This is a genomic window from Sphingobacterium sp. LZ11T8 (assembly GCF_024261425.1).
GTDB lineage: Bacteria > Bacteroidota > Bacteroidia > Sphingobacteriales > Sphingobacteriaceae > Sphingobacterium.
Window position 1 is genome coordinate 1 of record NZ_JANBZY010000010.1, and the last position, 24,068, is coordinate 24,068.

A 24,068-nucleotide genomic window follows, 5' to 3' on the forward strand; every position below is an offset into this window, starting at 1 on the left:
CAGTTTTCTTTTTTAGAGATAGTCCTTTACAATGCCCGCTAACATCTGTTTTAACGAAACGAATATACGGAAAATTTCGCTTAACCAACCCTATATACGTGTTTCGTTATTTGACTTTTCTTTCTACATAAGAAATTGATATATTTGTATTTAAAAAATAAAACCGCACAAATAGCGAAACAAAATATTATAAAATACTATTTCCCTGATATGAATAGCGAAATCATACTTGAAACCTTCGAAAAGAGATTGCTGATGCAGAGATATGCTGGCAATACCATTAGATCGTACAAGGATTACGCTAGTATATTTCTTAAACATGTTAGCAAATATCCCTCCCTTGAAGAAATTCCACTGTCAGATATTGAGGCGTTTATAAACGAAAAAGTTCAAAATGGGAAAATTAGTGTTTCCTATCAAAAAGGATTAGTGGGCGCAATCAAGAAGATGTACGAACTGATATTGGACAAAAAAATCCAACTGGATTACTTATACCCGAAACGCTCATTTTCTAAATTACCTAAATTCTTTTCAAAAGAAGAAGTAAGAAATATTCTCGATAACACTCAAAATCTAAAACACAAGGCTATTCTGATGACAATCTATAGTTGTGGACTACGTCTTAGCGAACTGTTGAATCTCAAAATCAAAGACATAAAATCTTCCGATGGAATTATCAGAATCCATCAAAGCAAGGTAATAAAGATCGGATTATATCATTACCAGACAAATTGCTGGCGACTATGAGACATTATTATCAAGCATTCAAGCCAAAGGAGTACCTCTTCGAAGGTGAGAAGGGTGGCAAGTATAGCGAACGAAGTGTACAGTTGATTCTGAAAAAAGCATTGATCAAAGCAAATGTTCAGTCGGAAGGCTCTGTACGTACATTGCGACATTCTTATGCCACACATTTAATCCAATCAGGTATCGATATCCGAATTGTAAAAGAGTTATTGGGTCATGAAAATATAAAAACGACTATGATCTACACTCATATCACTGACATAGACAAGCAAAAGACTCCTAGCCCTCTTGATTTTTTATAAGAATAAGATGAACTTTTCACGCTCTATAGAAACAAGCATTATGCTCCAATCATTCTTTAAGAAGGGTTATTCTTCTAGCTTAACTTAACTTTGCTTAGGTTATTGAATAATCAATATTCAGATATAATTTGTCCGAAATGTGTCCGAAAAAAGAAAAAGCCACTGATTATCAGTGGCTTTTTTCGGGGTGGCAGGATTTAAACTATTTACTATATTTTCGGATATTTCAAAATTAGACGATTATAGAATATTATTAAATGAACTGATCAATCAAATATCTTAAACGTATTTAAGCAAAAACACCCAAAATTATCGGGTGTAATTTTGGGTGTATAATTTGTAAATTGCTGATTTACAGATTATTTTGTGGAGCCGGAGGGATTCGAACCCTCGTCCAAACATAGTATGATTTACGCTTTCTACATGCTTAGCTTCTCTTTGATTGTCGGGAGAGGGAAGGTGAGTCGCTTACCTATACCGTACTCCGTAGTTGCTGTTTCTCGTCCTTACTTAGCAACGTCGCAAGGACCAGTCCTACGATTCGGTGCCTCGGATGTCAAGCGGTAGAACAAAGCTTGACGAGACAAAAGCTAAATCTTAATTCTAAATTAAGCAGCTAAGGCGTAGTTTTCTTCGCCATTTGAAAAGTTGAAAGTTCAAATTAAAGTGCTAGACTAACAATGCACTGCATGCTTACATAACCATCGCTATCCTGTCAATTCCGGTCGACCCCGTTATGTATGGGCAACAAATGTAATCAATTTATATGACTTCAAAAACCCAATTAAGTTTAAATGGATAGGATTTTATAAACATATTTGCTATATTACTGTTTTAAAAGATGATAAGTTAAAATATTGTCCTGATTGAATTAATATTCGTCCACTTTATGGATATTGTTCCTAACAATAATGCTTTTTTAGCAGCAATATAAAAACTCAATTCAACTCAAATTGCACAAAACTGTAAGCAAAATAAGCTTCAATGAATAAATGACAGGGTTTTGATCATCAAGACCTGTAAGAAACAAAATACTGAACTATACAAAAACTATAAACAATGGCTGAGGAAAACAACGCGAAAACAACAGCTACGGAAACTGCAGAAAACAACAGTCCCGTTAAACCTGTAAGAGCCACTACTAGAAAAGCTCCTGCAAAGACAACTCCAGCAAATAAACCAGCTGCGAAAACTCCAACCCCGAAACCTAACCCGACTACTGGAAATTCAGGTGGCGAAGGTGCAGGAACCCGTGCTCGTAAAACTTCTATTCCAAATGTTAAAGTTAGTCCTGTGATTGCTGATACTTCAGCAAAAACTGCCAGAAAGAAAACAGCAACAGCTAAAGCTACCCCTGCAAAACCTGCTGCAGCAAAACCAGCAGCTAAATCATCGACTCCTGCAGCAAAAACAGCAAGCCCTGCTAAACCAGTGGCTGCAAGTACTGCAAAAGCTCCGGTAGCAAAATCTACTGCTGCCAAGCCAGAAGCTAAACCTGCTGCAAAGGTAGAACCTAAGGCAGCCGTTCCTACAAAAGCGGAAGAGGTGAAAATTGAAAAAGAAGCTTCTTACAAAGAGGAAGTTCCTAACAATAAAACCGTTAAGGAAAACCCGGAGAAAAAAGCAAAGGATAAAAAAGCTGACAAGAAACCTGTAAAAGCTGTGAAAGCAAAAGATGAAAAGAAAGCTAAAGACAGTAAAAAGAAGAAAGAGGAAGCTAAATTAAAAGAGGAGAAGCCAAAGGCGAAAAAAGCTCCTAAGAAAAAAGCGAAAAAAGATTCTGCTAAGGCAAAGGATGAAAAATCTTCTAAAAAAGCGAAAAAGAATGAGGGTAAAACCTTAAAGAAACTTAAAACTGCATTCGCTGAAATTTACCATAAGATTGTTGGTGAAGACAAAGGTAAAAAGAAGAAGAAAAAGAAATAATTGAGGAATCAATCGAAATTGAAAAGGGATGTCCACTTGGATATCCCTTTTTCTGTTTCTTTATTTTTTGCGTATGCTCACAGCATTCTTATGGGCATGTAAGCCTTCCAGTTCCGCCAAAATTTCAACGGTAGAACCGATATGTTGTAATCCTTCCTCAGAAATATGTTGGAAGGTAATCTTCTTGACAAAAGAATCTACAGACACACCTGAGTACGACCTAGCAAAGCCTGAGGTCGGTAGGGTGTGATTCGTTCCGGAAGCATAATCGCCAGCACTCTCAGGGGTTAAATGACCCAAGAATACCGATCCTGCATTCAGCACTTTATTGATCAAGCTTTTCCACTCATTGGTCTCCAAGATCAAGTGCTCCGGAGCGTACAGGTTTGAGAATTCCATGGCTTCTTGAAGAGTATCTGCAATTACCATGTAAGAATTTTGCATCGCTTTCTCCGCCAATTCTTTTCTTGGAAGAACTTCCAATTGTTTCTTCAGTTCTTCCTGCACGGCATCGGTTATTGTTTTCGAGGTTGCCACCAATATCGCTTGGCTGTCGATTCCATGTTCTGCCTGTGCCAATAAATCAGCCGCTACAAAAGCCGGATTGCAACTTTCGTCTGCAATGACCAATACTTCCGAAGGTCCGGCAGGCATGTCTATGCTGACATCCGTCAAGCCTTGGATCAGACTTTTTGCCTTGGTCACAAATTGGTTCCCTGGTCCAAAGATCTTGTTGACCTTAGGGATGGTTTCCGTACCATAAGCCATCGCAGCCACGGCCTGTGCTCCACCAACCAAGTAAATCTTATTGATCTGCAACAGTTTCAAACAATAGGCTACGAATCCATTGATCTTGCCATTGTTTTGCGGAGGTGAACATACCACAATTTCCTTGCATCCCGCAATCCTTGCAGGAACTCCCAACATCAATAGGGTACTAGGCAAAACGGCCGATCCACCAGGAATGTACAGACCTACCTTTTCGATGGGTCTTACCTCGCGCCAGCATTTTACACCGGGCATGGTTTCAACCGTGCGCTCGCGTTTCAATTGGGTCTGATGAAATTTATGGATATTCTGGAAGGCGATTTCCAGAGCGCGCATCTGGTCACGGGATATGGTCGATGCTAAGGCATCGATATCATCCTGTCCTAAATATAGCTGCTCAAGATCTACCTTATCAAATTTCTTTGCATATGATTTCAGGGCCTGATCGCCATGCCCCTTAACTTCCTCCATGATATTGAGGACCGTATCTTGGATCGCATGGTTCGGATCGGTGTTCCTATTCACCAATTCCTGGATCTGCTCCTTGCTTAAGTCTTTATATAGATAAGTTTCTAGCATGTTACATAATGATTTTTTCGATCGGCATCACCACAATACCTTGTGCGCCTGCCGCTTTTAGTTTATTGATCTTCTCCCAAAAATCATCCTCAGATATTACGGTATGGACAGCTACCCAGCCTTCTTCAGCCAATGGAACCACCGTTGGGCTCTTTACCCCGTGCAAGAGTTCTGTAATTTGCGACAGGTTCTTTTTCTCCACGTTCAATACCACATACTTCGTTTCCTTTGCACGCAATACAGATTGGATTCTTTGTAAAAGTTCACAGATGATTGGATTTTCTTCCAAACCATCTCTACCGATCAATATCGCTTCAGAATTTCTAACATCCACGAAAGGTTTCAACCCATTGCTTTTTAAAGTTCCACCGGTCGACACAATATCACAGATAGCGTCACTAAGCCCAAGTCCCGGAGCAATCTCAACCGATCCAGAGATCATTTGGATGTCTGCATTGATCTTATATTCGTCCAAAAATTGCTGTAAGATATTAGGGTAGGAGGTTGCGATGGATTTGCCGTTCAGGTCTTCTAGGCGGTCGATGGTTGAGTCTTTTGGAATGGCTAATTTTAAGGTGCATTTCCCAAAACCTAATCGCTGTAGATACTGAACATTGGACAGGGTTTCCTCAATTACATTTTCTCCAACGAGACCGAGGTCAGCAATTCCCTGTTCTACATAGCCTGGGATATCATCATCTCTTAAGAATAATATTTCAAGGGGAAAGTTGGAAACTGTTGTAATTAATGAGCTTTTATAGTTTTCGAAGTCCAATCCACAGTTTTTAAGCAATTGAACCGATTTTTCGTTTAATCTACCTGATTTTTGGATAGCAATTTTGAGATTTTTCAAAATGTAGAGTTTATGTTGAGTGAAAAAATTATTAACAATAAAGAATCTGGGGGTTACTTGCGCTCCACGTAGAAGCCAATACTAATATCTATCGCCACAATGGCGATGATGCATTACGTATTGATGTGTACAAGCGTTCTTCATTTTAATAATGGAACAAAAGTAATGGATATCACCTTTCTATGCAAGGAAATTATTAAAAAAGAATGCAATAGGGTTTTCGGTCTTCGGCTAGCGTTGTGGGGCCTAAAAATTTTAAAGCATGGACCAACTAAACCAACCTGCGAAAATAATCTGGACGAATAAAAATAACTTCGCTAAGAAACCAGGTGTTCTGGCAAAATAGATGATGGAGAAGATGCTAAGGACAATCGCTGAAACGATAAGTAGGGTATGGTCGATTTTCCATAGGTTCCCAAATCGCCGTTGCGCCTCTTCAAAACCATTGGAGTTTTCAATTAAATAAATCCATGTGCTAATATAGAGCACATTCAGCAATAAAGAAAAATAAGCTGCAACGGTCTTGATGATATTCCATGTTCTAGCACTCATGATCAAATTTTAGATACTTAAATTTAACCATAAATTAGTGAATAACCTATCAATCCTCTCCAATAAGCACTTGACTGATTGCCTAATTAACAAAAAAGCGGACACTAGGCCCGCTTTTCTTGGTCAGCTGATAGAACTCCCGCACATTACACCCTCAATTTTCTATCACTGACCCTATTCACATTATTTAAACTATTTCAAAAATAACTAACCATCACTATATCCATAATGTCTCCTAAAAATCAAACTTCACTCTTGCACGTATTCCCCATTCTGGAGCATCTGGATGATCTAAATAGTTTAATCTCTTTACCACGTCTACACGTAATACCTTAAATATATTCGCTACACCGGCACTTGCCTCCATGTAGGGTTTATTTCCAAACGTAAAGGACATCTGCTCACCTGATCCATTGGTCTGCCAATCATAAACCTGATTGTTCAGGCTCGGATTGTTGCTGTCACGTAATCCACCATAAACGCCTTTGAAACTAAATACCTCTCTCAACTTCAGTTTTTTCAACAATGGAACCTTATTGAAAATAAAGCCATTCATATAATACTGTACATTCCAGGAAGCATGATGATCGGAAATGAATTCCATAAAGTTCATCAAGTTATAGGATTGCAATTGATATGCATAAGTCTGGTTTGCACGATGGATGTTCAATACTGGGAAAGGAAGGTTATTCCCAGCGATATAAGTTCCATCTATGTTTATATCAGCGTAGCCCAATTGCGATAGGTAGAATCTTTTGAAAATACCCGCAGAGAAGTTATGGTAATTGTATTCTCCTCCGAATACTCCTTTCACGCCCGCGGTATAGTTGAAGGTCATGATCGGGTATTTATTGAAAATTGGAGTCCTGTATAATTTCCCTTGATAGAACTCTTCTTTTGGAGCATATCGGAATCCAACATTAAATTCGGTGCTCTGTAAGTTGTTCACGATCTTATGTGAGCCATCTGCCATCGGTAGGGTATAGGAAAGGACACCTGCTGGCGTTTGTTTCCAAGTTCCCAAACCAGCATTCATCGAGAAGTTATTGCTGAACTCTACCTTATAATCTAAACGGTAAACCTCATTGTACAGATAACTCTTGTTCTCACCACGTTTAAAGGATAGCAAAACGTTGTCCTCTTGAACGAATTCCAGATTCTGTCCAGGGATCTTTGTATCGTAAGAAGCCGAAACCCTTAAATAATGCTGTGGAAATTTATAGATCGACTTATTGTTCAAAGAATAGGTACCTGCAAGGAAGTATTTCCATTTTTGGTCCTCAAATCCATATGCACCATAACCTTCAGCATAGAAACGCTTGCTCAATTGCTCTGTGGTACGGCCACCAACACGTAAACGGAAACCTTCCACTGGGTTGTAGGAATAAAAGGTATTCACAGGGCCAATTTCAACTGGACCCGCTTGTTTATATCCTGACAGCACCAATGCAGAGATATCCATGAACGTACGGAAAGAAGGCATGCTCTGCAAGGAATCAATGTTCGTATAGATCGAACGCTCCGATTTCGATAGCGGTTCTGGCCTTAAGGTTGCCCAATAGCTTTCAGATTTTGTTTCCTCCACTTCTTTCTTCTCCTCTGGAATTACCACATATTTATCCGGTACCGCATAAATGCTGTCTGGACGCACATTGCCATTCACATAATCATTGATCAGGACAACGCGTTTTCCTTTGATCCCTTTGCCTTTATTGGTAATGGAGAAATCTATCCCTAAACTTGATTTTGTCAAGTAATACTTGTTGTCATTGGTCTTGTTGAAGCCAAGTTCAATATTCAAGTCCCTAACAAAGTTTAAGTTGATCTCGTCACTTACGGTCATTTCAGCGCCTTTAACCGCATAATTCCCATCCAAGGTTACATATAGCTTACCTTTAAACAAAAGGTCGTTTTTATTTCTAGGGAAGAAGCTTAACTCTACCAAAGATTCATTTTCGTTCTTTATCGTATCCGTAATATAAAAACGGTAGAAGGTAGGAGCCGAATTGGCGATTGGGCTCAAGAATTGATTGGTCAAGATGGTAATATTGTTATCATAGATCTCCACCTCATCATAAAGACGGTTGAAATATTTACTTAGGCCATCATTGTCAATAAATTTAGGGTCAAATTCAGCCTTACGGTCCGCAATGATATATTGCTTTTTGGCATTGGGATCTTTTCTGAAGTAAACTTTAGAAAATTTCTCCTCCATGTAAGCCGGCAATACATAGTTTGCTGCTGTTTGTGAAGTGTCATCCTTCTCAAACAGGAACTGATATTTTTTAAACACCTTTTTGTTCTTGAACTTTTCATCCAGATTGCTCAATCCCAAACTTATCTTTTCGTATTGGTCGTATTCAGCATAAGCCTGACCGGTCAGACGGTTTTGGTCGCGATGTTGAACCACCTTTCTGATCAATTCTACTGCAGGATTGTTTTTGTTGGAGTATTTACCTCTTTTAGGTGCCCTTACTACGATTTCCTCAATAGAGTTGGCAGGAAACAGCATCACACGGATAGTTTGTTCTTTCTCATCAGCAACAGGATATTCCTCTGGGTCAAAACCCACAGAACTGATCTTGATTTTTTTATACTCAGCTGGAATGGTCAGCGTATATTCACCATTTTCATTGGAACTTGTCCCAATATCCTTTTTGGCACCCATTACTTTAATGGAAGCATAAGGTATGGCCTCATAGTTGTCTGCGTTCATTACCTTCCCTTTGATGGTAATAAAACTCTGTGCGGACAGGCCTTGGAACGAAAAAATCATTCCGATTAGTATGGTCAAGTAAAATAATCTCGTTTTCATGCTATGACTTTTTGACTTTTTACGATTTGTGTTCAAAAAGTATTGCAAATAAAGATAATATTGATGATTTATTAAATAGGCTTATTGACGATTTGACTTTTTCATAATAATTAGTCAGTAATATTTGGTTGTTTTGACAAATTGTTTACAGGAAGATTTTAAAGCGATTTAAATCTGTGGGAAGTCAATTTGGAATTGTAACAGTTGAGTGATTTTTTCGTACCTGGCTTTGACCTTATTCGAGACACATTCGGAAAATTCGGAATGTGTCTCGAATGAAACTAAGTTCGAAATCGGAAAAAGTGTATCTATTTTAATGATGCAATTTGATGGAGTAGGGCAAAGGCAGGATTTGAATCTTCAAATGAACTCGTAGGCTTAAGTGATTGAACGAATTTAATAAAAAAAGCGGATGCCAAGGCATCCGCTCTTCGTAAAATTTTATCGTTGATATCTAATCGTAGAATTCTTGATCAAAGCTCTTTCCTTTGTTTTTGTCAGCGTTTGTACTATCCGGAGTAGAATTTCCTTTTTCAGGGTTTTCCTTTGGCTTTTTGGTCTTCTTTTGACCAAACTCAGCGACTTCCACAATCCTTGGGATACTACTTTTGGGTGCCATATGGCGTAGTTTGCGGATTTTACGTCTGCGTTTGTAGTTTTTAATGATTGAGCTGTCGCGGTATAGGTTCCAGTTCATGAGTAACACACTGAACAGGACTACTGCAAGACCTATGATCTGCATCCTGCTAACCACATGGTCCGTAAAGAAATGGACCAATATGAGTGCTACGATCGGGTTCACGTAAGCGTAGGTGCTGACTTCGGTAGCTGGACGATATTGCAATAGGAAAATATAACAGCTGAAGGCCAAAATAGATCCCAACAAAGCTAGGTAAACCATGGCTCCCCAGTATTCTAATGGAACGGAATTAAATTCAAAACTTTTATATTCCCCATTCAAAAGTGCAACAGTCGTAAAAGCTATACCAGCAACTACCATCTGCCATGCTGTTTTGACCATGACATTGAGGTCTTCCTCAGGTTCTTTTACAGCATTCGGTTCAGCACTCTTTTTGTTCTCTGATTTCTTGTTGTATTTGGAAATTAGTGAACCTACCGTCCATCCAATGGTTCCTACAGTCATGACGATCATGGCAGTAAGTTTTTTGTCATTGTCTCCGTCATTTGCAGAAGCTCCAAAGATTTGCTCTGCAAACAACATGACTACACCGAGGAAACCAAGGATCAATCCCAATAATGTCGGAATGCTGGAAAAGTTTTCTTTCCATTTTGGTTTATCCAAAATAATAAACCATATGGCTGTAGCAGCAGAAAGAATGGATACAATGGCGCTGGAAATGTATTGTTCCGACCAGATGATGGCCGCCATATCGACAAATAGTAAAAGGAAACCGACTAATGCAGCGTCTTTTACAGCACTCTTAATGTAAATCTTATATCCCTTTACCCAACAGTAAAACATCAGCAGTGAACCCGCGATGATAAACCTGATCGAGCCCAAAACAAAAGGAGGGAAAGCGTGCAAGGCTTTCTCAATAAAGAAAAAGGTAGATCCCCAAACGATGTACACCACCAAGTAGGCAAAGATGATGATGCTGCCTGATGGATTTGATGATTTTACCATGGTATTTTTTAGTCCTTAGCAGGAATTACTAATTTATTGTCTTCTTTTACGGTCTCCAGAACGATTGTAGTTCTTGTAGAAATAATGCCTTCTATCTTGCTGAGAGTGTTGCGCATAAGGTCAACAAGTCCCGCAGAATCATTGGTCCTTACTTTGATTAAGTAACCATCCTCACCAGCTATATCATGTACCTCCAATACTTCTGGTATTTCGGCCAAAAGTAAGCCTACTTTTTGTACGCCGATGATATCCTGAGTCTTGATAAAAATAAAGGAAAGCATTTTTTGGTCCAAGGCAACAGGGTTGATCCTAGCGTTATATTGTAGGATAACTTCTTTCTGCTCCAGTTTTTTTACCCTTTCTAAGATCGCTGAAGGGGCCATGCCGAGTTCACGGGCAATATCAGCATTGTTCGTGCGGGCATTGTCCTGCATGATCCGGATTATCTGAAGATCAATTTGATCCAAGGAAATTTCTAGTTTCGCCATAATGCCGCAAATATCGGTAAAGCCGAATTAAATTCAAAGAAATAAGCTAAAAAAAGAATATTATTCAGTTGATTATGACTTTAATAAGATAGGAAGGATTTTTTGGAGTTGAAATTTGGCGGTTTTGCACAAAATATTGTTGCTGAGGCTTATACGAATATAGTCAAATTAGACTATATATGGAAATATATGTTTATGACTTATAATTAATGAAACAATGCGTAGTTTTGTTATTCAATCTATCTTATCGTGTCAGTAGAGTTAAAATTAGCAGCCTTAGCTGAATCCCTAAAGGGGGATTTCTTTTATGATGAAAATATAGCATCCCATCAGACGATGCGTTTAGCCTATTCCACAGATGCCTCGGTGTATCAGGAATTACCATTGGCGGTCTGTATTCCCCAACAAATAGAAGATTTGAAGACCTTGATCCGGTTTGCAAATGAAAATCACATTACCTTGATTCCAAGAACGGCCGGTACCTCCTTGGCAGGTCAGGTTGTAGGGGCAGGTATTGTTATCGATATTTCTAGATTTTTCAATCAGATATTGGAAGTAAATCAAGGGGAGAAATGGGCGAGGGTTCAACCTGGGGTAATCCGTGATGACCTAAATGCCTATTTGAAACCATTTGGACTGATGTTCGGACCTGAAACCTCCACAGCCAGCAGGGCTATGATCGGAGGAATGATCGGAAATAATTCATCCGGATTGCATTCAATCGTTTGGGGAGATACGCGTCATAACCTATTGGAAGCTAATGTGCTATTGGACGATGAGTCAGAAGTGCTTTTTAAGGAACTGAATGAAGCTGCCTATTTTGAAAAGCTTTCGTTAAAATCCCGTGAAGGTGATATTTACAGGAATCTGAACGAACTATTGACCAACAAGGAAAACCAAGAAGCTATACATGCTGGATATCCTAAATCGGAAATAACCCGTAGGAATACGGGCTATGCGCTGGATATGCTGTCAGATAACAGTCAGCCCTTCAATCTATGTAGACTATTGGCCGGATCGGAAGGGACCATCGGCATTATCACCGAGGCTAAAATTAAGCTGATGCCTTTACCAGCAAAAGAAATTGGCCTTTTATGTGTTCATTTCGACGATATGGTGGAATGTATGAAAGGAAATGTAATTGCCTTGAACAATAAGCCAGAAGCATCTGAATTGGTAGATAAATATATTTTAGATTTTACAGTTGGGCATCCAACATATCAATACAACCGTTTTTTTATTGAAGGAGATCCTGAGGCCTTATTGATCGTTGAATTCAGGGGCAATAGCCAGGAAGAGATAGCCTTAAAAGCGGAGCGTTTGGTTGTTGAGTTAAAAGCAGCCGGTTTGGGCTATGCTTATCCATGGATCACTGGGGTTGAAAAGACCAATTTGGTTTGGGACGTACGTAAGGCTGGTTTGGGATTGATCCGGAACCTCCCTGGCGATTCTCAACCTGTGAACCTGATTGAGGACTGTGCAGTTTCCCCAGAAGATTTGCCTAACTATGTGTCCGATATACAAGTGCTGTTGAAGGAAGAGCAGGTGCATGCTTCATATTATGCGCATGCTGGTGCAGGTGAACTGCATATTGAACCTTTTATCAATCTAAAAACGCCCGAAGGAAAAAAGCAATTCCGTCGCATTTTGGAGAAAACTACGGATTTGGTATTGAAGTATAATGGTTCATTGAGTGGTGAACATGGTGATGGTAGATTAAGGGGGGAATTTATTGGAAAAGTTCTAGGAGATAAGGTATATCAACTTCTGTTACAGGTTAAAAACATTTTTGACCCAAACAATGTGTTTAACGCTAAAAAGATTGTAGATACCCCTCCAATGGATACGCATCTGCGTTATGACCAGGTGACTGACGCCAAGCAGATCAAGACATATTTTGATTTTACGAAGAATGAAAGCATCCTACGTTTGGCCGAAAAATGCTCGGGTTCCGGAGACTGTAGAAAAACAGAGATAACTGGTGGAACCATGTGTCCATCTTTTATGGCTACTAGGGATGAGAAAGATACCACACGGGCTAGAGCAAATATGCTTCGTCAATTCCTGACCAATTCAACACAAAGCAATCGATTCAATCATGAGGAGATAAAAGAGGTCATGGACCTTTGTTTGAGCTGTAAAGGTTGTAAAACGGAATGTCCATCCAGCGTGGATATCGCGAAGATGAAGGCAGAGTTCCTACAGCATTATTATGATGCGAATGGAAGTCCTTTTAGGGCGAAGTTGATTGCCAATTTTACTGAATCCCAAAAACTGGGGTCTATGGTTGCTCCAATCTATAATTTCTTTGCAACAAATAGTTTTACCTCAAGTATCATTAAATCTGTGGTTGGTTTTGCGCCTGGAAGATCCTTGCCAAAGGTGCATGGAACTACCTTCAGCCAGTGGGCATCAAAACAACCTAATACCACAAGTACACGTAAGGTTTTCCTGTTCAGTGATGAGTTTACCAATTACAACGACACGGAAGTTGGGATAACCGCCTATAAGTTATTAACTGCTCTGGGATATGAAGTTATCGTTCCTAAGTTAAAGGAAAGTGGTAGGACCTATCTGTCGAAGGGATTTGTCAAGAAAGCAAAAGAACTTGCTAATCAGAACGTGGACTTAGCTTCGCAGGAAGTGAGTGCAGAAAGCCCTCTGCTAGGGATTGAGCCTTCTGCTATCATAACCTTTAGAGATGAATATCCGGATTTAGTCGATGATTCTAAACGAGAAAAAGCGAATACATTGGCAAAGAATGCCTTAATGATCGATGAGTTCTTGGTTCGAGAAATGAAAGCTGGTAGGATTCATCCAGAGCAATTCACGGCAGAACCACAAAAAATAAAGTTGCATGGTCACTGTTATCAGAAAGCCTTCAAATTGGTGGATACTACCAAGGAGTTTTTATCCTTTCCTTCCAATTATGAGGTGGAAGTGATACCTTCAGGATGTTGTGGAATGGCAGGTTCGTTTGGCTACGAGAAGGAACATTTTGATGTTTCGCAGAAGGTTGCTGAACTGGTCTTATTCCCAACTTTGCGTAAAACAGGTGGGGAATACCTTATTGCAGCAGCAGGAACAAGCTGTAGGCATCAGATCAAGGATGGTTTGCAGCGAAAATCCTTCCATCCTGTGGAGATCATTTATGATGCTTTGATCAAGAAATAATAAACAAAAACGATATTTTATTGTATTAAAAGTAAACATATTAGATTATGAAAAAGATAACAACTATAGCTTTGCTGGTTTCTACAGCGGTTTGGATGGGTTCATGTGGTAACTCTAACAAAACCGAAGGTGGTTCGGGTGATTCCACAGGTACGACGGCTTCTACCGCTTTGAAACCGATGACCAATACCACTGATGGAAGTCTGTTGCACCTTTATTTTGATTTAACAAATCCGAACCCAACGGACTCTTCAATCGTTTATGAAGCTAAAGCAGAATACAATAATGAGCCTGTAGGTTTTACTGTTGAAGTATTAAAAACCATTGATGCCGGTATTGATGCACAAGGTAAACCAGATGAAGAATTGGGATTTAAGAAAGGATCTGTAAGGATTACCTCAAATGGTGCAGCTTCAGATAATTTCGTAAAATCATTGGGAACATTGTTCAATTTGCCTACCGATGGCAAAATGACCACTACGACCTTGGAGCCTTTGGTTTTTTCATCTAACAAGGATAAAGTAGACCTTTCTAAGCCTGGAACCTATAGTTTCAAGTATTTCTTTGATAATGGTTCAGGTAAAGAAGCTGAGATTTTTGGTTATGTTGATACTTACAAACAATCCTTCGAACTTGGAGAAAAAGATTCGACCAATCGTGCAGCATTAATTTCTGCATTTGAAGGTAAATAAAATTTATTTAGTGTATTTTAGAGGATCAGTTAAAAGCTGGTCCTTTTTTATGCAATTACACTACGTACGATTAATATTTTGCCTGTTTATCTTAGTCCTTAGCGGTAATCAATGTCTTGCTCAAGAAGTCCTTCATGGCGAACGTGTTGATAAGGGAAAAGTAAGCGATCCTGCATTGGATGAAATTTCAGGCATAATTTCTTCCATCAATAACCCCGGTATGTTTTGGGTGCATAATGATAGTGGCGATGATGCTAGGGTATATTTAATTGATTCCGCTGCAAACCTTATGTGCAGTTATCAACTAGATGGGGTGGAGGCAATTGATATTGAGGATATTGCTTGGGTGGAACTGGACGGACAGTCCTATGTGGTTTTGGGGGATATTGGTGATAATTTGGCCAAAAGAACCCAATTATCTCTATATATCTTTCCTGAACCCGTTTTGAAACCGGGAGTGACGGTTGATTCTATTTCAAGGTCTGCAATTTCGATCAAGCATTTAAAATATCCTGGTAAAGCCAGGGACGCTGAGGCAATTTTTATAGATCCCTTGGATAAACAATTCTATTTAGTTTCAAAAAGGGAGCTTAGGTCCAGTCTTTATTCTGCTGAAATCTTTAAGGGGAATAAAGATACCTATATCCTCAAGCCGATCTTAAGTTTTCCATTCACATTTATTACAGCTGCAGATATTTCTCCAAAAAGGGATGCTGTAGTTATGAAAAATTTAACAAGTATATTTTATTGGCCTTTAGCTAGTAAAGCACCATTGATTGAAGCGCTGAAGAAGCAGCCGCTACCTATTCCTTATGAGCCAGAACCTCAAGGGGAGGCTATTTCTTTTGATCGAAAATCAGACGGAATTTTTACAATCAGTGAGCGTCCATTCGGCCTAGACTCGTATCTTTATTATTATCATATATCTAAACACTAAATCTCATGAGAATCATTTTATCCCTACTGACTATCTTCCTAAGTTCCGGGTTAGTTCAGGCGGCAAAGGTGGATACCATTGCAGTACACAGTGCTGCCATGAACAAAGCAATCAAAACAGTCGTTATTCAACCAGAGGGATCAAAGAAGAAAGACCTGCCTACCTTATATCTTTTGCATGGCTATTCAGGAAATTATGGAGATTGGATAAATAAGGTTCCGGCGATTAAGGAATTGGCAGATCACTATGGAATATTGATTGTTTGTCCTGATGGTGGTTTTGGCAGTTGGTATTGGGATTCAGAAATAGATCAAGATTTTAAATATGAGACTTTTGTGGCGAAGGAGTTGGTCAATTATATCGATGGAAAATATCCTGTTATAAAAGATCGCAGCAAACGTGGAATCACTGGATTGAGCATGGGCGGACATGGTGCTTTATATTTAGCCATTCGCCATCAAGATACCTTTGGTGCGGTAGGAAGTACCGCTGGAGGGGTGGATATCCGTCCTTTTCCTAATAATTGGGATATGGCAAAAAGGATAGGGTCGTATGATCAAAATCCTCAAGTGTGGGAGGGTCATACTGTGATGGAATTGACGCACTTGATTAAGCCGAAGTCTTTAGAGATTTTCATTGATTGCGGGACAGAAGATTTTTTTTATGATGTAAATGCAAAATTCCATGAAAAATTAACCTACTTAAATATCCCACATCGATATTTAAGCATGCCAGGGGCCCATAATTGGGATTATTGGAGCAAATCAATTCAATACCAATTGATATTTTTTCAGGACTTCTTTTCTAAAGTATAGGATTATGACTTTTTTGGATAAATTATTTGCTAGATTGAATAATATTAATAAATTTGGACTTTATACGAGATTATAAACCTGTAAAAGCCATTTTGTTGTTCAGAATGGCTTTTTTAATTTTGACCATGATTTTTAACCTAAAGCGAATGAAATCGCTATCCCAAAGCATGAGCCTCAGTCTCATCGTGCTGTTAGTTTTTGTAAGTGATTTGACGTTGGCACAGGAAAAATTAACCTTAAGCGGTTATGTTCGTGATGCTAATTCAGGTGAAAGTTTAATTGCAGCAGTAATTCGAGTGAGGGCGCTTAATTTAAGCACTTATTCAAACAACTATGGATTCTACTCGATCAGTTTGCCGGAAGGTAAGCATGAGATTGAAATATCTTATGTAGGATATGCCAGTAAGGATGAACAGGTGGAAGTCAATGTATCTAAACGCCTTAATTTTGAGTTAGTGTCTAACTCAAGTGTAATTGAGGAAATCGTTGTAACCGCTAAAAAGGAGGATGACCATGTTACTTCTGCGCAAATGGGGAATCTGAAATTCAGCATGGAGGAACTGAAGAATATACCAGTCCTGTTTGGTGAAAAGGATGTGTTGAAAAGCATTCAATTGCTTCCGGGAGTATCTCCTGGGGGTGAAGGCAGTTCTAATTTCTATGTGCGCGGTGGCGGAGGGGACCAAAATTTAATCCTATTGGATGAGGCAACTGTTTATAACGCATCTCATTTAATGGGTTTCTTCTCTACTTTTAATTCTGATGCCATCAAGGATGCAAACCTGTTTAAAGGGGGGATTCCCGCTCAATATGGCGGTCGTATTTCTTCGGTAATGGATATCAGTATGCTGGACGGAAACAACAAGAAGTTCAGTGGGGAAGGTGGAATTGGGTTAATAGCATCTAGATTGAAGTTGGAAGGACCGATTGTAAAAGATAAAAGCTCGTTTATGATCAGTGGGCGACGGACCTATGCGGATCTGTTCTTGAAGCTTTCTTCGGATGAAAAGGCTAGTCAAAGTAAATTATATTTCTATGACCTGAATGCCAAATTCAACTATAAATTGAATGATCGCAATACTATCTATCTATCGGGTTATTTTGGAAAGGATGATTTAGGATATTCAGATCTATTTGCCTTCGATTGGGGTAATTCCACAGCCACAGTGCGCTGGAACTCCATCATCAATCCGCAATTGTTTAGCAATACTTCCTTAATCTATAGCGATTTCGCCTATCACGTTAATGTAAACAGTGATGATTCTAAGTTCAGGATTGCTTCCAAGATCAGGAACCTAAACCTGAAACAGGACTTCTCATATTACTCCAATGATAACAGTACCATTCGATTTGGAGTCAATCTTTTGCGTCAGCAAATCCGTCCTGCCAGCATCAGTGCAGTAGATGAATCATCAGATATCAACAGTATTGAAATCGAAAGAAGGCAGGGCATTGAGGCTTCTGCATATATATCCCATGATTGGAAACCTTTTGAAAAGCTCTCCTTGATCTATGGCGTAAGATTCAGTGACTTCATGGTCATGGGTCCAGGTACATTCTATGAATTTAATGAGGAAGGCGACGCAATTTCCGAATCTTACTATGAGTCAGGGATTGCCAAGCATTATTTCAATATTGAACCGAGATTATCTCTTTCCTATGCATTCAATTCCAGCAATAGCATCAAAGCCAGTTTCAATAGGATGTCGCAGAATTTGCACCAATTGACCAATACAACGGCGAGTTTACCGACTGATCAATACATGGTCAGCAGTATGAACGTAAAGCCACAGATCGCTGATCAAGCGGCATTGGGTTACTTCCGTAATTTTAAGGATAATACCTATGAGTTTTCAGTAGAGGCCTATTATAAATATATGCACAACCAAATTGACTTTAGAAATGGTGCTGACCTGCAGGCTAATAAGCAATTGGAAGGGGAACTGTTGTATGGTGTCGGTCGTTCTTATGGAACAGAATTTCTCTTAAGGAAGAGAAAAGGGAAATTCAGTGGCTGGTTGGGCTATACACTTTCAAAGAGTGAAAGACAATTCGATGAAATCAATGATGGTGCTTGGTTTGATGCTAGGCAAGACCGTACCCACGATATTTCTTTGGTTGGTATTTATCAGTTGACCAAAAAATGGACCTTGGGAGCAACTTTCGTTTATTATACGGGAAATGCTATTACTTTCCCAAGTGGCAAGTATCAAATTGACGGAAGGACCATGTTCTATTATGCAGAGCGTAACGGTTACAGGATGCCTGATTATCATCGTTTGGATCTATCAGCTACCTATGAGCCTAAAAAGGAGAACAAGAAATTTCATTCAAGCTGGTCATTCGGTGTGTATAATGCCTATAACCGCAAGAATGCCTATGTAATTGATTTTAGGGAAAATAAAGAAAATGCTAATATCACTGAAGCCTATAAAATAGCCTTGTTTGGCGCTATTCCTTCAGTAACTTGGAACTTTAAATTTTAAGATGATGCAAAAGAGATCGCTATATAGTTTGTTCATTTTATCTTTTATACTCTTATTCAGTAGTTGTGAAGAGTTGATCGATGTAGACCTCAACGAGGTCAATCCGCAGATTGTGATTGTTGGGGATATGAACAACGAGGAGAGTACGCATGAAGTTCTTGTCACAAGAACAGTTGATTTTGATGAGCCTAGACCTTTTGAGCCTGTTCTGGATGCTTCTGTTTTTATCCAATTGGGAAACGGCAGGACCTTTAGGTTCAACTCTGTTGGGGAAGGACGATATGCAAACTCCAATATGCCAATTTCTGTTGGCGAAACTTACACCTTGACCGTAAGTGTTGATGGCAAAGAATATAAATCAACGACAAAGATGTTGCCTTATATTGAAGTAGAATCGATTGGGGTCAATCAGGAGACCCTTTTTAAGGAGACCTATTTCTTTTTGAACTTTAAGTTTTATGATCCGGAAGGAGAGGAAAACTATTACCGTTACAGCATTAAGATCAATGATGGTCCGTTTAAGTCAAATTCAGTATTCTCTGACAAATACAATAATGGTAATGAAGTCACCCACCAATTGGGCCGGGAATATGGCAATGAGATCAAGCCTGGAGATAAATTATTGGTAAGAAGGTATGTAATCAGTAAGGAATCCTTTAATTATTGGTCTGAATATATGTCCACTAACCCTGGTAGTGCTTCTCCAGGTAACCCAAGCTCAAATATCAGCAATGGTGCATTGGGTTATTTCAGCGTTAGCAGTGCGAGGGATTATACAGTTGAAATCGATAAGGCCTCAGAAGGATAGGGTATTAAATTGAAAACCTTTTGCTAAGAGGGTATCAATGCTTTTTGGTAAAGCATATTTCACATTATCAATGGCTTTTAAATTGTCATGAAAGACAATGATGCTGCCATTTCTTGTAAAGTCAACACAATTCTCATAACATTGTTCGGGGCTGATCCGATAATCGTAATCACCCGTTAGAACATCCCACATGATGATTTTATAATCTTTTGATAAGATCTTCATTTGGGATTTTTTGGCTCTACCGTAGGGTGGTCGGAATAAAGGTGTTTTTGTCAAGGCATTACACTTGGCAATATTGTCCAGATATAGTTGGTTGTCTGTGTCCCATCCTTTTAAGTGGTTGTAGGTATGGTTTCCTACCGCATGGCCTTCCTCAAGGATCCTTTGAAAGATATCCGGATGCTTTTGGACATTTTCTCCTACGCAAAAAAAGGTCGCCTTGATGTTTTTTTCTTTCAAACAATCCAGTATCCAAGGGGTGATTTCAGGAATTGGACCGTCGTCAAATGTTAAGTAAATATTATTTCTTTCTTTTTCTTTTCTCCAAATCGCTTGTGGATACACGTAATTGAGGATAAAAAAAGGGCGGACAAAATGCATATTGTTTCGATCGGATATTTTTACAAATTTAATCAAAGTTTTAACAATGGATTAGCATAAGTTTTTTGAATATGCGAAAGCTTGCCGAGTACTTTCAACTATCCCAAAAGGAGCAAAGAGGGATGTTGTTTTTGATCTGTATCTTATTTCTGCTCTTTCTCGCCCATATCTTCCTTCCTATATTCTATCCTAAAAAAGAGATTACCCTACGAATTGAACATTTCCATGTAACGGAAAGGGCAGAGCCTCAATACGAGGAAGGATCTTATGTAGAAAAGGGACCTGAATTAAGGAAAAAGCCTAAGACGGAATTGTTTCTGTTTGATCCGAATACCTTGGATAAAGCAGGTTGGCAGAGGCTAGGTCTGAGCAGCAAACAGGCTCAGGTAATTATCAATTACAGAAATAAGGGTGGGACCTTTTATGACAGGGAAGACCTGAGGAAAATTTACTCGCTGAGCGATGAGAAAGTAGAGGAGATATTGCCCTTTGTGAGGATGCCTGAGTTGAAAAGAAGGGAATACAAGGAGAAATTTCCTAGGTATGATAGAAAGGAGTTTGCGAAAAAGGAGAATCGGATTCTAGAGGTCAATAGTTCGGATAGTTTGGCGTTTATGGAATTAAGTGGTATTGGGCCAGCCTTTTCTAGACGAATAGTTCGATTCAGGGAAGCTTTGGGCGGTTATGTTAAACTGGAACAGCTTGCAGAGGTCTATGGTCTACCGGAAGAGACCTATCAGAATATTTTACCCTACCTTAGGATTGATACCAGCTTGGTCAAAAGACTTTCGATAAACCATATTAGCCAAAATGATTTAGGTAAACATCCCTACGTTAAATTCAAAAGAGCACAGACAATCATCAATTATAGAAAACAGCACGGTGCATTTAAATCCATGGAAGATTTAAGGGATGTTCATTCGTTGGATGAAGAATTTTTCCGTAAAATTGAACTTTATTTGGATTTTAGATAGCATCGATGATTGAAGAACAACTGAAGACCTATATACGTGATATTCCTGATTTTCCGCAGCCAGGGATCGTGTTTAAAGATATTACTCCATTATTGCAACAGCCTGAGATAGTAAAACTAGCGGTCCAGGAGTTTGCGAAAAAACTGGAAGGAATTGAGATTGATGTCATTGCAGGAATTGAAAGCAGAGGCTTTTTATTCGGGTTCCTTTTGGCACAAGAGCTCAATAAACCTTTTTTACCCATTCGTAAGCAAGGGAAATTGCCCTTCCATACCATTTCTGAATCGTATAAATTAGAGTACGGACAGGCAACGATAGAAATGCATGAGGATGCCATTCAACAAGGTACCAAAGTATTGATGCATGATGATCTGCTGGCTACCGGCGGGACAGTAGTTGCGGCAAGTAAGTTGGTGGAAAAGTTAGGCGGAGTGATCACAGGTTATTCTTTTGTGATCAGTTTGGATTTCCTTCAAAGTGCTGGCAGATTGACCCGATTCAGCGAGAATATCATCTCGCTGGTTCATTATGAGGATTAATTAAAACAATCTAGCCCTTTATGGGGTTATTGGATTAGACGACGCTTATACACAAAAAAAGGCTCGAAACAGTATTGTTTCGAGCCTTTATGTTTGGACGCATTAAAACTCGCCTTGGACTTTGTAATAATTTTCTCCCATAACCTTTACATGCTGATTCTTTTCAACCAGATAAAATTTATCCTTTTCATAAACTAGAAATTCAGAAGTCTTATACAAGGTGTTTCTTACTTCCTTTTCTATAGAAATCATTTCTGCATTTCCTTCCTTGTTTAATTTAATCCGAACACAGGATAGATCTAACTCAGGATTAGTGAAACTATATTGGATTAAGGAGTCAGTGGAATCTACTTTTACAAAACCAGCATAAGCTGGTTTGTTCAAGTCTATGGCTTGAAAGCTTGAGAGCTCAATTTGCCAATCCTTGATCTTTAGATTTTTTGTTTCCTCTTGGTCGTCCTTTTTAACAGTTTTATTGATTTCTGGGTTTATGGATGCTAAAGAGTCTATTTCCTTTTGGAAAAAGGCTGGGATGTCAAAATACTTTTCTGGACTGCTAGGGTCCTTCTTCACTTGGTTGCCATTGCTGCAACTAGAAAAAGCAGCAGTAATGATTACTGCCGCCAAGATTTGAATATTTTTTATGTTAATATACAAGGACATCTCCTGTCATTTCGGTAGGAATTGGCAAGTTCAACAGTGCTAATACGGTTGGAGCAACATCACCAAGCTTACCATCCTTAATGTTTTTAAATTGACTGTCAATCAAGATACAAGGAACTAAGTTGGTTGTATGTGCCGTGTTTACAGAGCCATCTTCATTGATCATGAACTCAGAGTTACCGTGGTCTGCCAGAATAATAAAGGAATAACCGTTATTGATTCCAGTTTTAACCACTCGCTTGGTACAAGCATCAACCGTTTCAACTGCTTTTACCACCGCTTCAAAAACTCCAGTATGGCCTACCATATCAGGGTTTGCAAAGTTGAGGCAGATGAAGTCTGGACCGTTTTCTTCCATATCCTTACAGATAGAGTCGGCAATGATATTGGCACTCATTTCAGGTTGTAAGTCATAGGTAGCAACCTTAGGAGAAGGAATCAATAATCTTCTTTCACCTTCAAACTCGTTTTCACGACCGCCCGAGAAAAAGAACGTAACGTGTGGATATTTCTCAGTTTCAGCAATCCTAACCTGTGTTTTATGTTGTAAGGACAAGGTTTCTCCTAAAGTCTGTGTTAGATTGTCTTTTTGGAAGATCACTTTCACATCCTTAAAGGTGTCATCATAAGAAGTCATGGTCACATAATACAAGTTCAGTGGATGCATATCGTATTCCGGAAATGCTTGTTGCGTGAGGGCAACAGTGATTTCACGACCACGATCTGTACGGAAATTATAACAGATAACTACATCACCTTCTTGGATGGTAGCTTTTGGAAGTCCATTCGCATCCACCATTACGATTGGTTTCAGGAATTCATCTGTTACACCTTGGCTATACGATTGCTCAATCGACTCAACAAGGTTGTTAGAAGGGATACCGATACCTTTGGTCAATAAGTCATAAGCTTGTTTTACTCTTTCCCAACGATTATCACGGTCCATTGAATAGTATCTACCAATTGCGGAAGCAATTGTTCCTACTGAATGTTTCAAGTGATTGTCAAGATCAGTAACATAGCCTACACCACCGTTCGGGTCTGTATCACGACCATCTAAGAAAGCATGGATAAACACTTGCTCATTAGTAAGGTTTGCATCCTGAGCAGCATCCGTTAAAGCCTTTAAGTGTTCAATATGTGCGTGTACCCCTCCATCAGACAATAAGCCGATGAAATGTACTTTTTTGTTGTTTGTTTTTGCATAATTGAAAGCAGCTTGTATTGTAGGGTCAATTTTGAAGACACCTTCTTGAGCGGCTTTGTTGATCCGTCCTAATTCTTGGTATACGATTCTACCAGCACCCAAGTTCATGTGTCCAACTTCAGAGTTGCCCATTTGACCTGCAGGTAAACCTACGGCTTCGCCAGATGCTTCAAGTTTGGAGTTAGGATAGGTTGACAGCAAATAGTCTAAAAAAGGAGTGTTAGCGGCTATTACAGCGTTTGAATTATCATTTTTTCCGTAGCCTAGTCCATCCAGGATCAGTAGTGCTACTTTTTTATTTTCAGAACTCATTACACAAATATACTTATAATTCATAAAAATATTAAGGAATGGGGCTGTATAGTTTGTATTGCAACAAAATAGTGAATATGTACTTTTAACAAGGATTGGCATAATTTTCGCTGAATGTTCCTCGGAAAATGAATTTAATGTTTAGTAGCTGTTATCATGCATAATATGCTGCTTTTGACTCCA

General features: G+C 39.1%; 18 protein-coding genes, 1 other RNA gene and 1 pseudogene. 10 read left to right on the forward strand and 10 right to left on the reverse strand.

Annotated elements, in window-relative coordinates; all coding sequences use genetic code 11:
* Window positions 1-255: 255 nt before the first annotated feature.
* Window positions 256-1,049 (forward strand): annotated as a pseudogene (locus tag NLF99_RS17995) (tyrosine-type recombinase/integrase).
* 364 nt (window positions 1,050-1,413) lie between these two features.
* Here the strand turns inward: NLF99_RS17995 and ssrA are convergent.
* Window positions 1,414-1,782: a transfer-messenger RNA gene (gene ssrA / locus NLF99_RS18000) on the reverse strand.
* Window positions 1,783-2,108: 326 nt separating this feature from the next.
* On the opposite strand from ssrA, the gene NLF99_RS18005 reads away from it, so the two are divergent.
* Window positions 2,109-2,975: a hypothetical protein gene (locus tag NLF99_RS18005; RefSeq protein WP_254529919.1), complete on the forward strand. Its 867-nt coding sequence runs from the start codon at window positions 2,109-2,111 to the stop codon at window positions 2,973-2,975.
* Between the two features lie 60 nt (window positions 2,976-3,035).
* Here the strand turns inward: NLF99_RS18005 and hisD are convergent, their stop codons facing one another.
* The 6 genes from hisD to NLF99_RS18035 all read right to left on the reverse strand — a co-directional run bounded on the left by hisD (window position 3,036) and on the right by NLF99_RS18035 (window position 10,675).
* The gene (hisD, locus tag NLF99_RS18010; protein ID WP_254529921.1) at window positions 3,036-4,322 is read right to left on the reverse strand and encodes a histidinol dehydrogenase; all 1,287 of its coding nucleotides are present in this window, start codon (window positions 4,320-4,322) and stop codon (window positions 3,036-3,038) included.
* Window position 4,323: 1 nt separating this feature from the next.
* Complete coding sequence (gene hisG / locus NLF99_RS18015; protein WP_185211844.1) at window positions 4,324-5,175, reverse strand: ATP phosphoribosyltransferase; 852 nt, start codon at window positions 5,173-5,175, stop codon at window positions 4,324-4,326.
* Between the two features lie 255 nt (window positions 5,176-5,430).
* Entirely contained in the window at window positions 5,431-5,727 is a 297-nt protein-coding gene (locus NLF99_RS18020; protein ID WP_185211845.1) for a hypothetical protein, read from the reverse strand.
* 235 nt (window positions 5,728-5,962) lie between these two features.
* On the reverse strand, window positions 5,963-8,542 hold the full coding sequence (locus NLF99_RS18025) for a DUF5686 and carboxypeptidase-like regulatory domain-containing protein (protein ID WP_254529923.1): 2,580 nt from the start codon (window positions 8,540-8,542) through the stop codon (window positions 5,963-5,965).
* Between the two features lie 454 nt (window positions 8,543-8,996).
* Entirely contained in the window at window positions 8,997-10,187 is a 1,191-nt protein-coding gene (locus NLF99_RS18030; protein WP_185217831.1) for an EamA family transporter, read from the reverse strand.
* An 8-nt stretch (window positions 10,188-10,195) separates the two neighbouring features.
* Window positions 10,196-10,675, reverse strand: coding sequence for an Lrp/AsnC family transcriptional regulator (locus NLF99_RS18035; RefSeq protein WP_185211848.1), 480 nt, complete (start codon window positions 10,673-10,675; stop codon window positions 10,196-10,198).
* Between the two features lie 249 nt (window positions 10,676-10,924).
* Between NLF99_RS18035 and NLF99_RS18040 the strand changes: the two genes are divergently transcribed.
* The 6 genes from NLF99_RS18040 to NLF99_RS18065 all read left to right on the forward strand — a co-directional run bounded on the left by NLF99_RS18040 (window position 10,925) and on the right by NLF99_RS18065 (window position 19,587).
* Entirely contained in the window at window positions 10,925-13,849 is a 2,925-nt protein-coding gene (locus tag NLF99_RS18040; protein ID WP_308214549.1) for an FAD-linked oxidase C-terminal domain-containing protein, read from the forward strand.
* Window positions 13,850-13,896: 47 nt separating this feature from the next.
* The gene (locus NLF99_RS18045) at window positions 13,897-14,541 is read left to right on the forward strand and encodes a hypothetical protein (protein ID WP_185217832.1); all 645 of its coding nucleotides are present in this window, start codon (window positions 13,897-13,899) and stop codon (window positions 14,539-14,541) included.
* Window positions 14,528-15,478, forward strand: a complete 951-nt coding sequence (locus tag NLF99_RS18050) for a hypothetical protein (RefSeq protein WP_254529925.1) — start codon at window positions 14,528-14,530, stop codon at window positions 15,476-15,478. Before NLF99_RS18045 ends, NLF99_RS18050 begins: the two co-directional genes overlap by 14 nt.
* 5 nt (window positions 15,479-15,483) lie before the next feature.
* Window positions 15,484-16,293, forward strand: a complete 810-nt coding sequence (locus NLF99_RS18055; RefSeq protein ID WP_185211851.1) for an alpha/beta hydrolase family protein — start codon at window positions 15,484-15,486, stop codon at window positions 16,291-16,293.
* A 146-nt stretch (window positions 16,294-16,439) separates the two neighbouring features.
* Window positions 16,440-18,779: a TonB-dependent receptor gene (locus tag NLF99_RS18060; RefSeq protein WP_254529927.1), complete on the forward strand. Its 2,340-nt coding sequence runs from the start codon at window positions 16,440-16,442 to the stop codon at window positions 18,777-18,779.
* A 1-nt stretch (window position 18,780) separates the two neighbouring features.
* A complete protein-coding gene (locus tag NLF99_RS18065; RefSeq protein ID WP_254529929.1) occupies window positions 18,781-19,587 on the forward strand; it encodes a DUF4249 domain-containing protein in 807 nt (268 codons plus the stop codon).
* Here the strand turns inward: NLF99_RS18065 and NLF99_RS18070 are convergent.
* Complete coding sequence (locus NLF99_RS18070) at window positions 19,576-20,226, reverse strand: polysaccharide deacetylase family protein (RefSeq protein WP_368041479.1); 651 nt, start codon at window positions 20,224-20,226, stop codon at window positions 19,576-19,578. The two genes, NLF99_RS18065 and NLF99_RS18070, sit on opposite strands and share 12 nt — an antisense overlap.
* A 35-nt stretch (window positions 20,227-20,261) precedes the next feature.
* Here NLF99_RS18070 and NLF99_RS18075 point away from each other — a divergent pair, with 35 nt between their 5' ends.
* Entirely contained in the window at window positions 20,262-21,164 is a 903-nt protein-coding gene (locus NLF99_RS18075) for a helix-hairpin-helix domain-containing protein (protein WP_254529931.1), read from the forward strand.
* Window positions 21,165-21,169: 5 nt separating this feature from the next.
* Complete coding sequence (locus NLF99_RS18080) at window positions 21,170-21,703, forward strand: adenine phosphoribosyltransferase (protein ID WP_254529933.1); 534 nt, start codon at window positions 21,170-21,172, stop codon at window positions 21,701-21,703.
* A 102-nt stretch (window positions 21,704-21,805) separates the two neighbouring features.
* Here the strand turns inward: NLF99_RS18080 and NLF99_RS18085 are convergent, their stop codons facing one another.
* Entirely contained in the window at window positions 21,806-22,366 is a 561-nt protein-coding gene (locus NLF99_RS18085) for a hypothetical protein (protein WP_254529935.1), read from the reverse strand.
* Window positions 22,350-23,885, reverse strand: coding sequence for a 2,3-bisphosphoglycerate-independent phosphoglycerate mutase (gene gpmI / locus NLF99_RS18090; protein WP_254529937.1), 1,536 nt, complete (start codon window positions 23,883-23,885; stop codon window positions 22,350-22,352). The genes NLF99_RS18085 and gpmI overlap by 17 nt, the downstream gene beginning before the upstream one ends.
* Between the last annotated feature and the right edge of the window lie 183 nt (window positions 23,886-24,068).

Bases quoted from the DNA above. Each gene is read 5' to 3' on its own strand.
- NLF99_RS18005 (WP_254529919.1), top strand. From the start codon at position 2,109: ATGGCTGAGGAAAACAACGCGAAAACAACAGCTACGGAAACTGCAGAA.
- gpmI (WP_254529937.1), bottom strand. From the start codon at position 23,885: ATGAGTTCTGAAAATAAAAAAGTAGCACTACTGATCCTGGATGGACTA.
- NLF99_RS18020 (WP_185211845.1), bottom strand. From the start codon at position 5,727: ATGAGTGCTAGAACATGGAATATCATCAAGACCGTTGCAGCTTATTTT.
- NLF99_RS18080 (WP_254529933.1), top strand. From the start codon at position 21,170: ATGATTGAAGAACAACTGAAGACCTATATACGTGATATTCCTGATTTT.
- NLF99_RS18030 (WP_185217831.1), bottom strand. From the start codon at position 10,187: ATGGTAAAATCATCAAATCCATCAGGCAGCATCATCATCTTTGCCTAC.
- NLF99_RS18045 (WP_185217832.1), top strand. From the start codon at position 13,897: ATGAAAAAGATAACAACTATAGCTTTGCTGGTTTCTACAGCGGTTTGG.
- NLF99_RS18055 (WP_185211851.1), top strand. From the start codon at position 15,484: ATGAGAATCATTTTATCCCTACTGACTATCTTCCTAAGTTCCGGGTTA.
- NLF99_RS18085 (WP_254529935.1), bottom strand. From the start codon at position 22,366: ATGTCCTTGTATATTAACATAAAAAATATTCAAATCTTGGCGGCAGTA.
- NLF99_RS18065 (WP_254529929.1), top strand. From the start codon at position 18,781: ATGATGCAAAAGAGATCGCTATATAGTTTGTTCATTTTATCTTTTATA.
- NLF99_RS18035 (WP_185211848.1), bottom strand. From the start codon at position 10,675: ATGGCGAAACTAGAAATTTCCTTGGATCAAATTGATCTTCAGATAATC.
- NLF99_RS18075 (WP_254529931.1), top strand. From the start codon at position 20,262: ATGCGAAAGCTTGCCGAGTACTTTCAACTATCCCAAAAGGAGCAAAGA.
- NLF99_RS18025 (WP_254529923.1), bottom strand. From the start codon at position 8,542: ATGAAAACGAGATTATTTTACTTGACCATACTAATCGGAATGATTTTT.
- hisD (WP_254529921.1), bottom strand. From the start codon at position 4,322: ATGCTAGAAACTTATCTATATAAAGACTTAAGCAAGGAGCAGATCCAG.
- NLF99_RS18060 (WP_254529927.1), top strand. From the start codon at position 16,440: ATGAAATCGCTATCCCAAAGCATGAGCCTCAGTCTCATCGTGCTGTTA.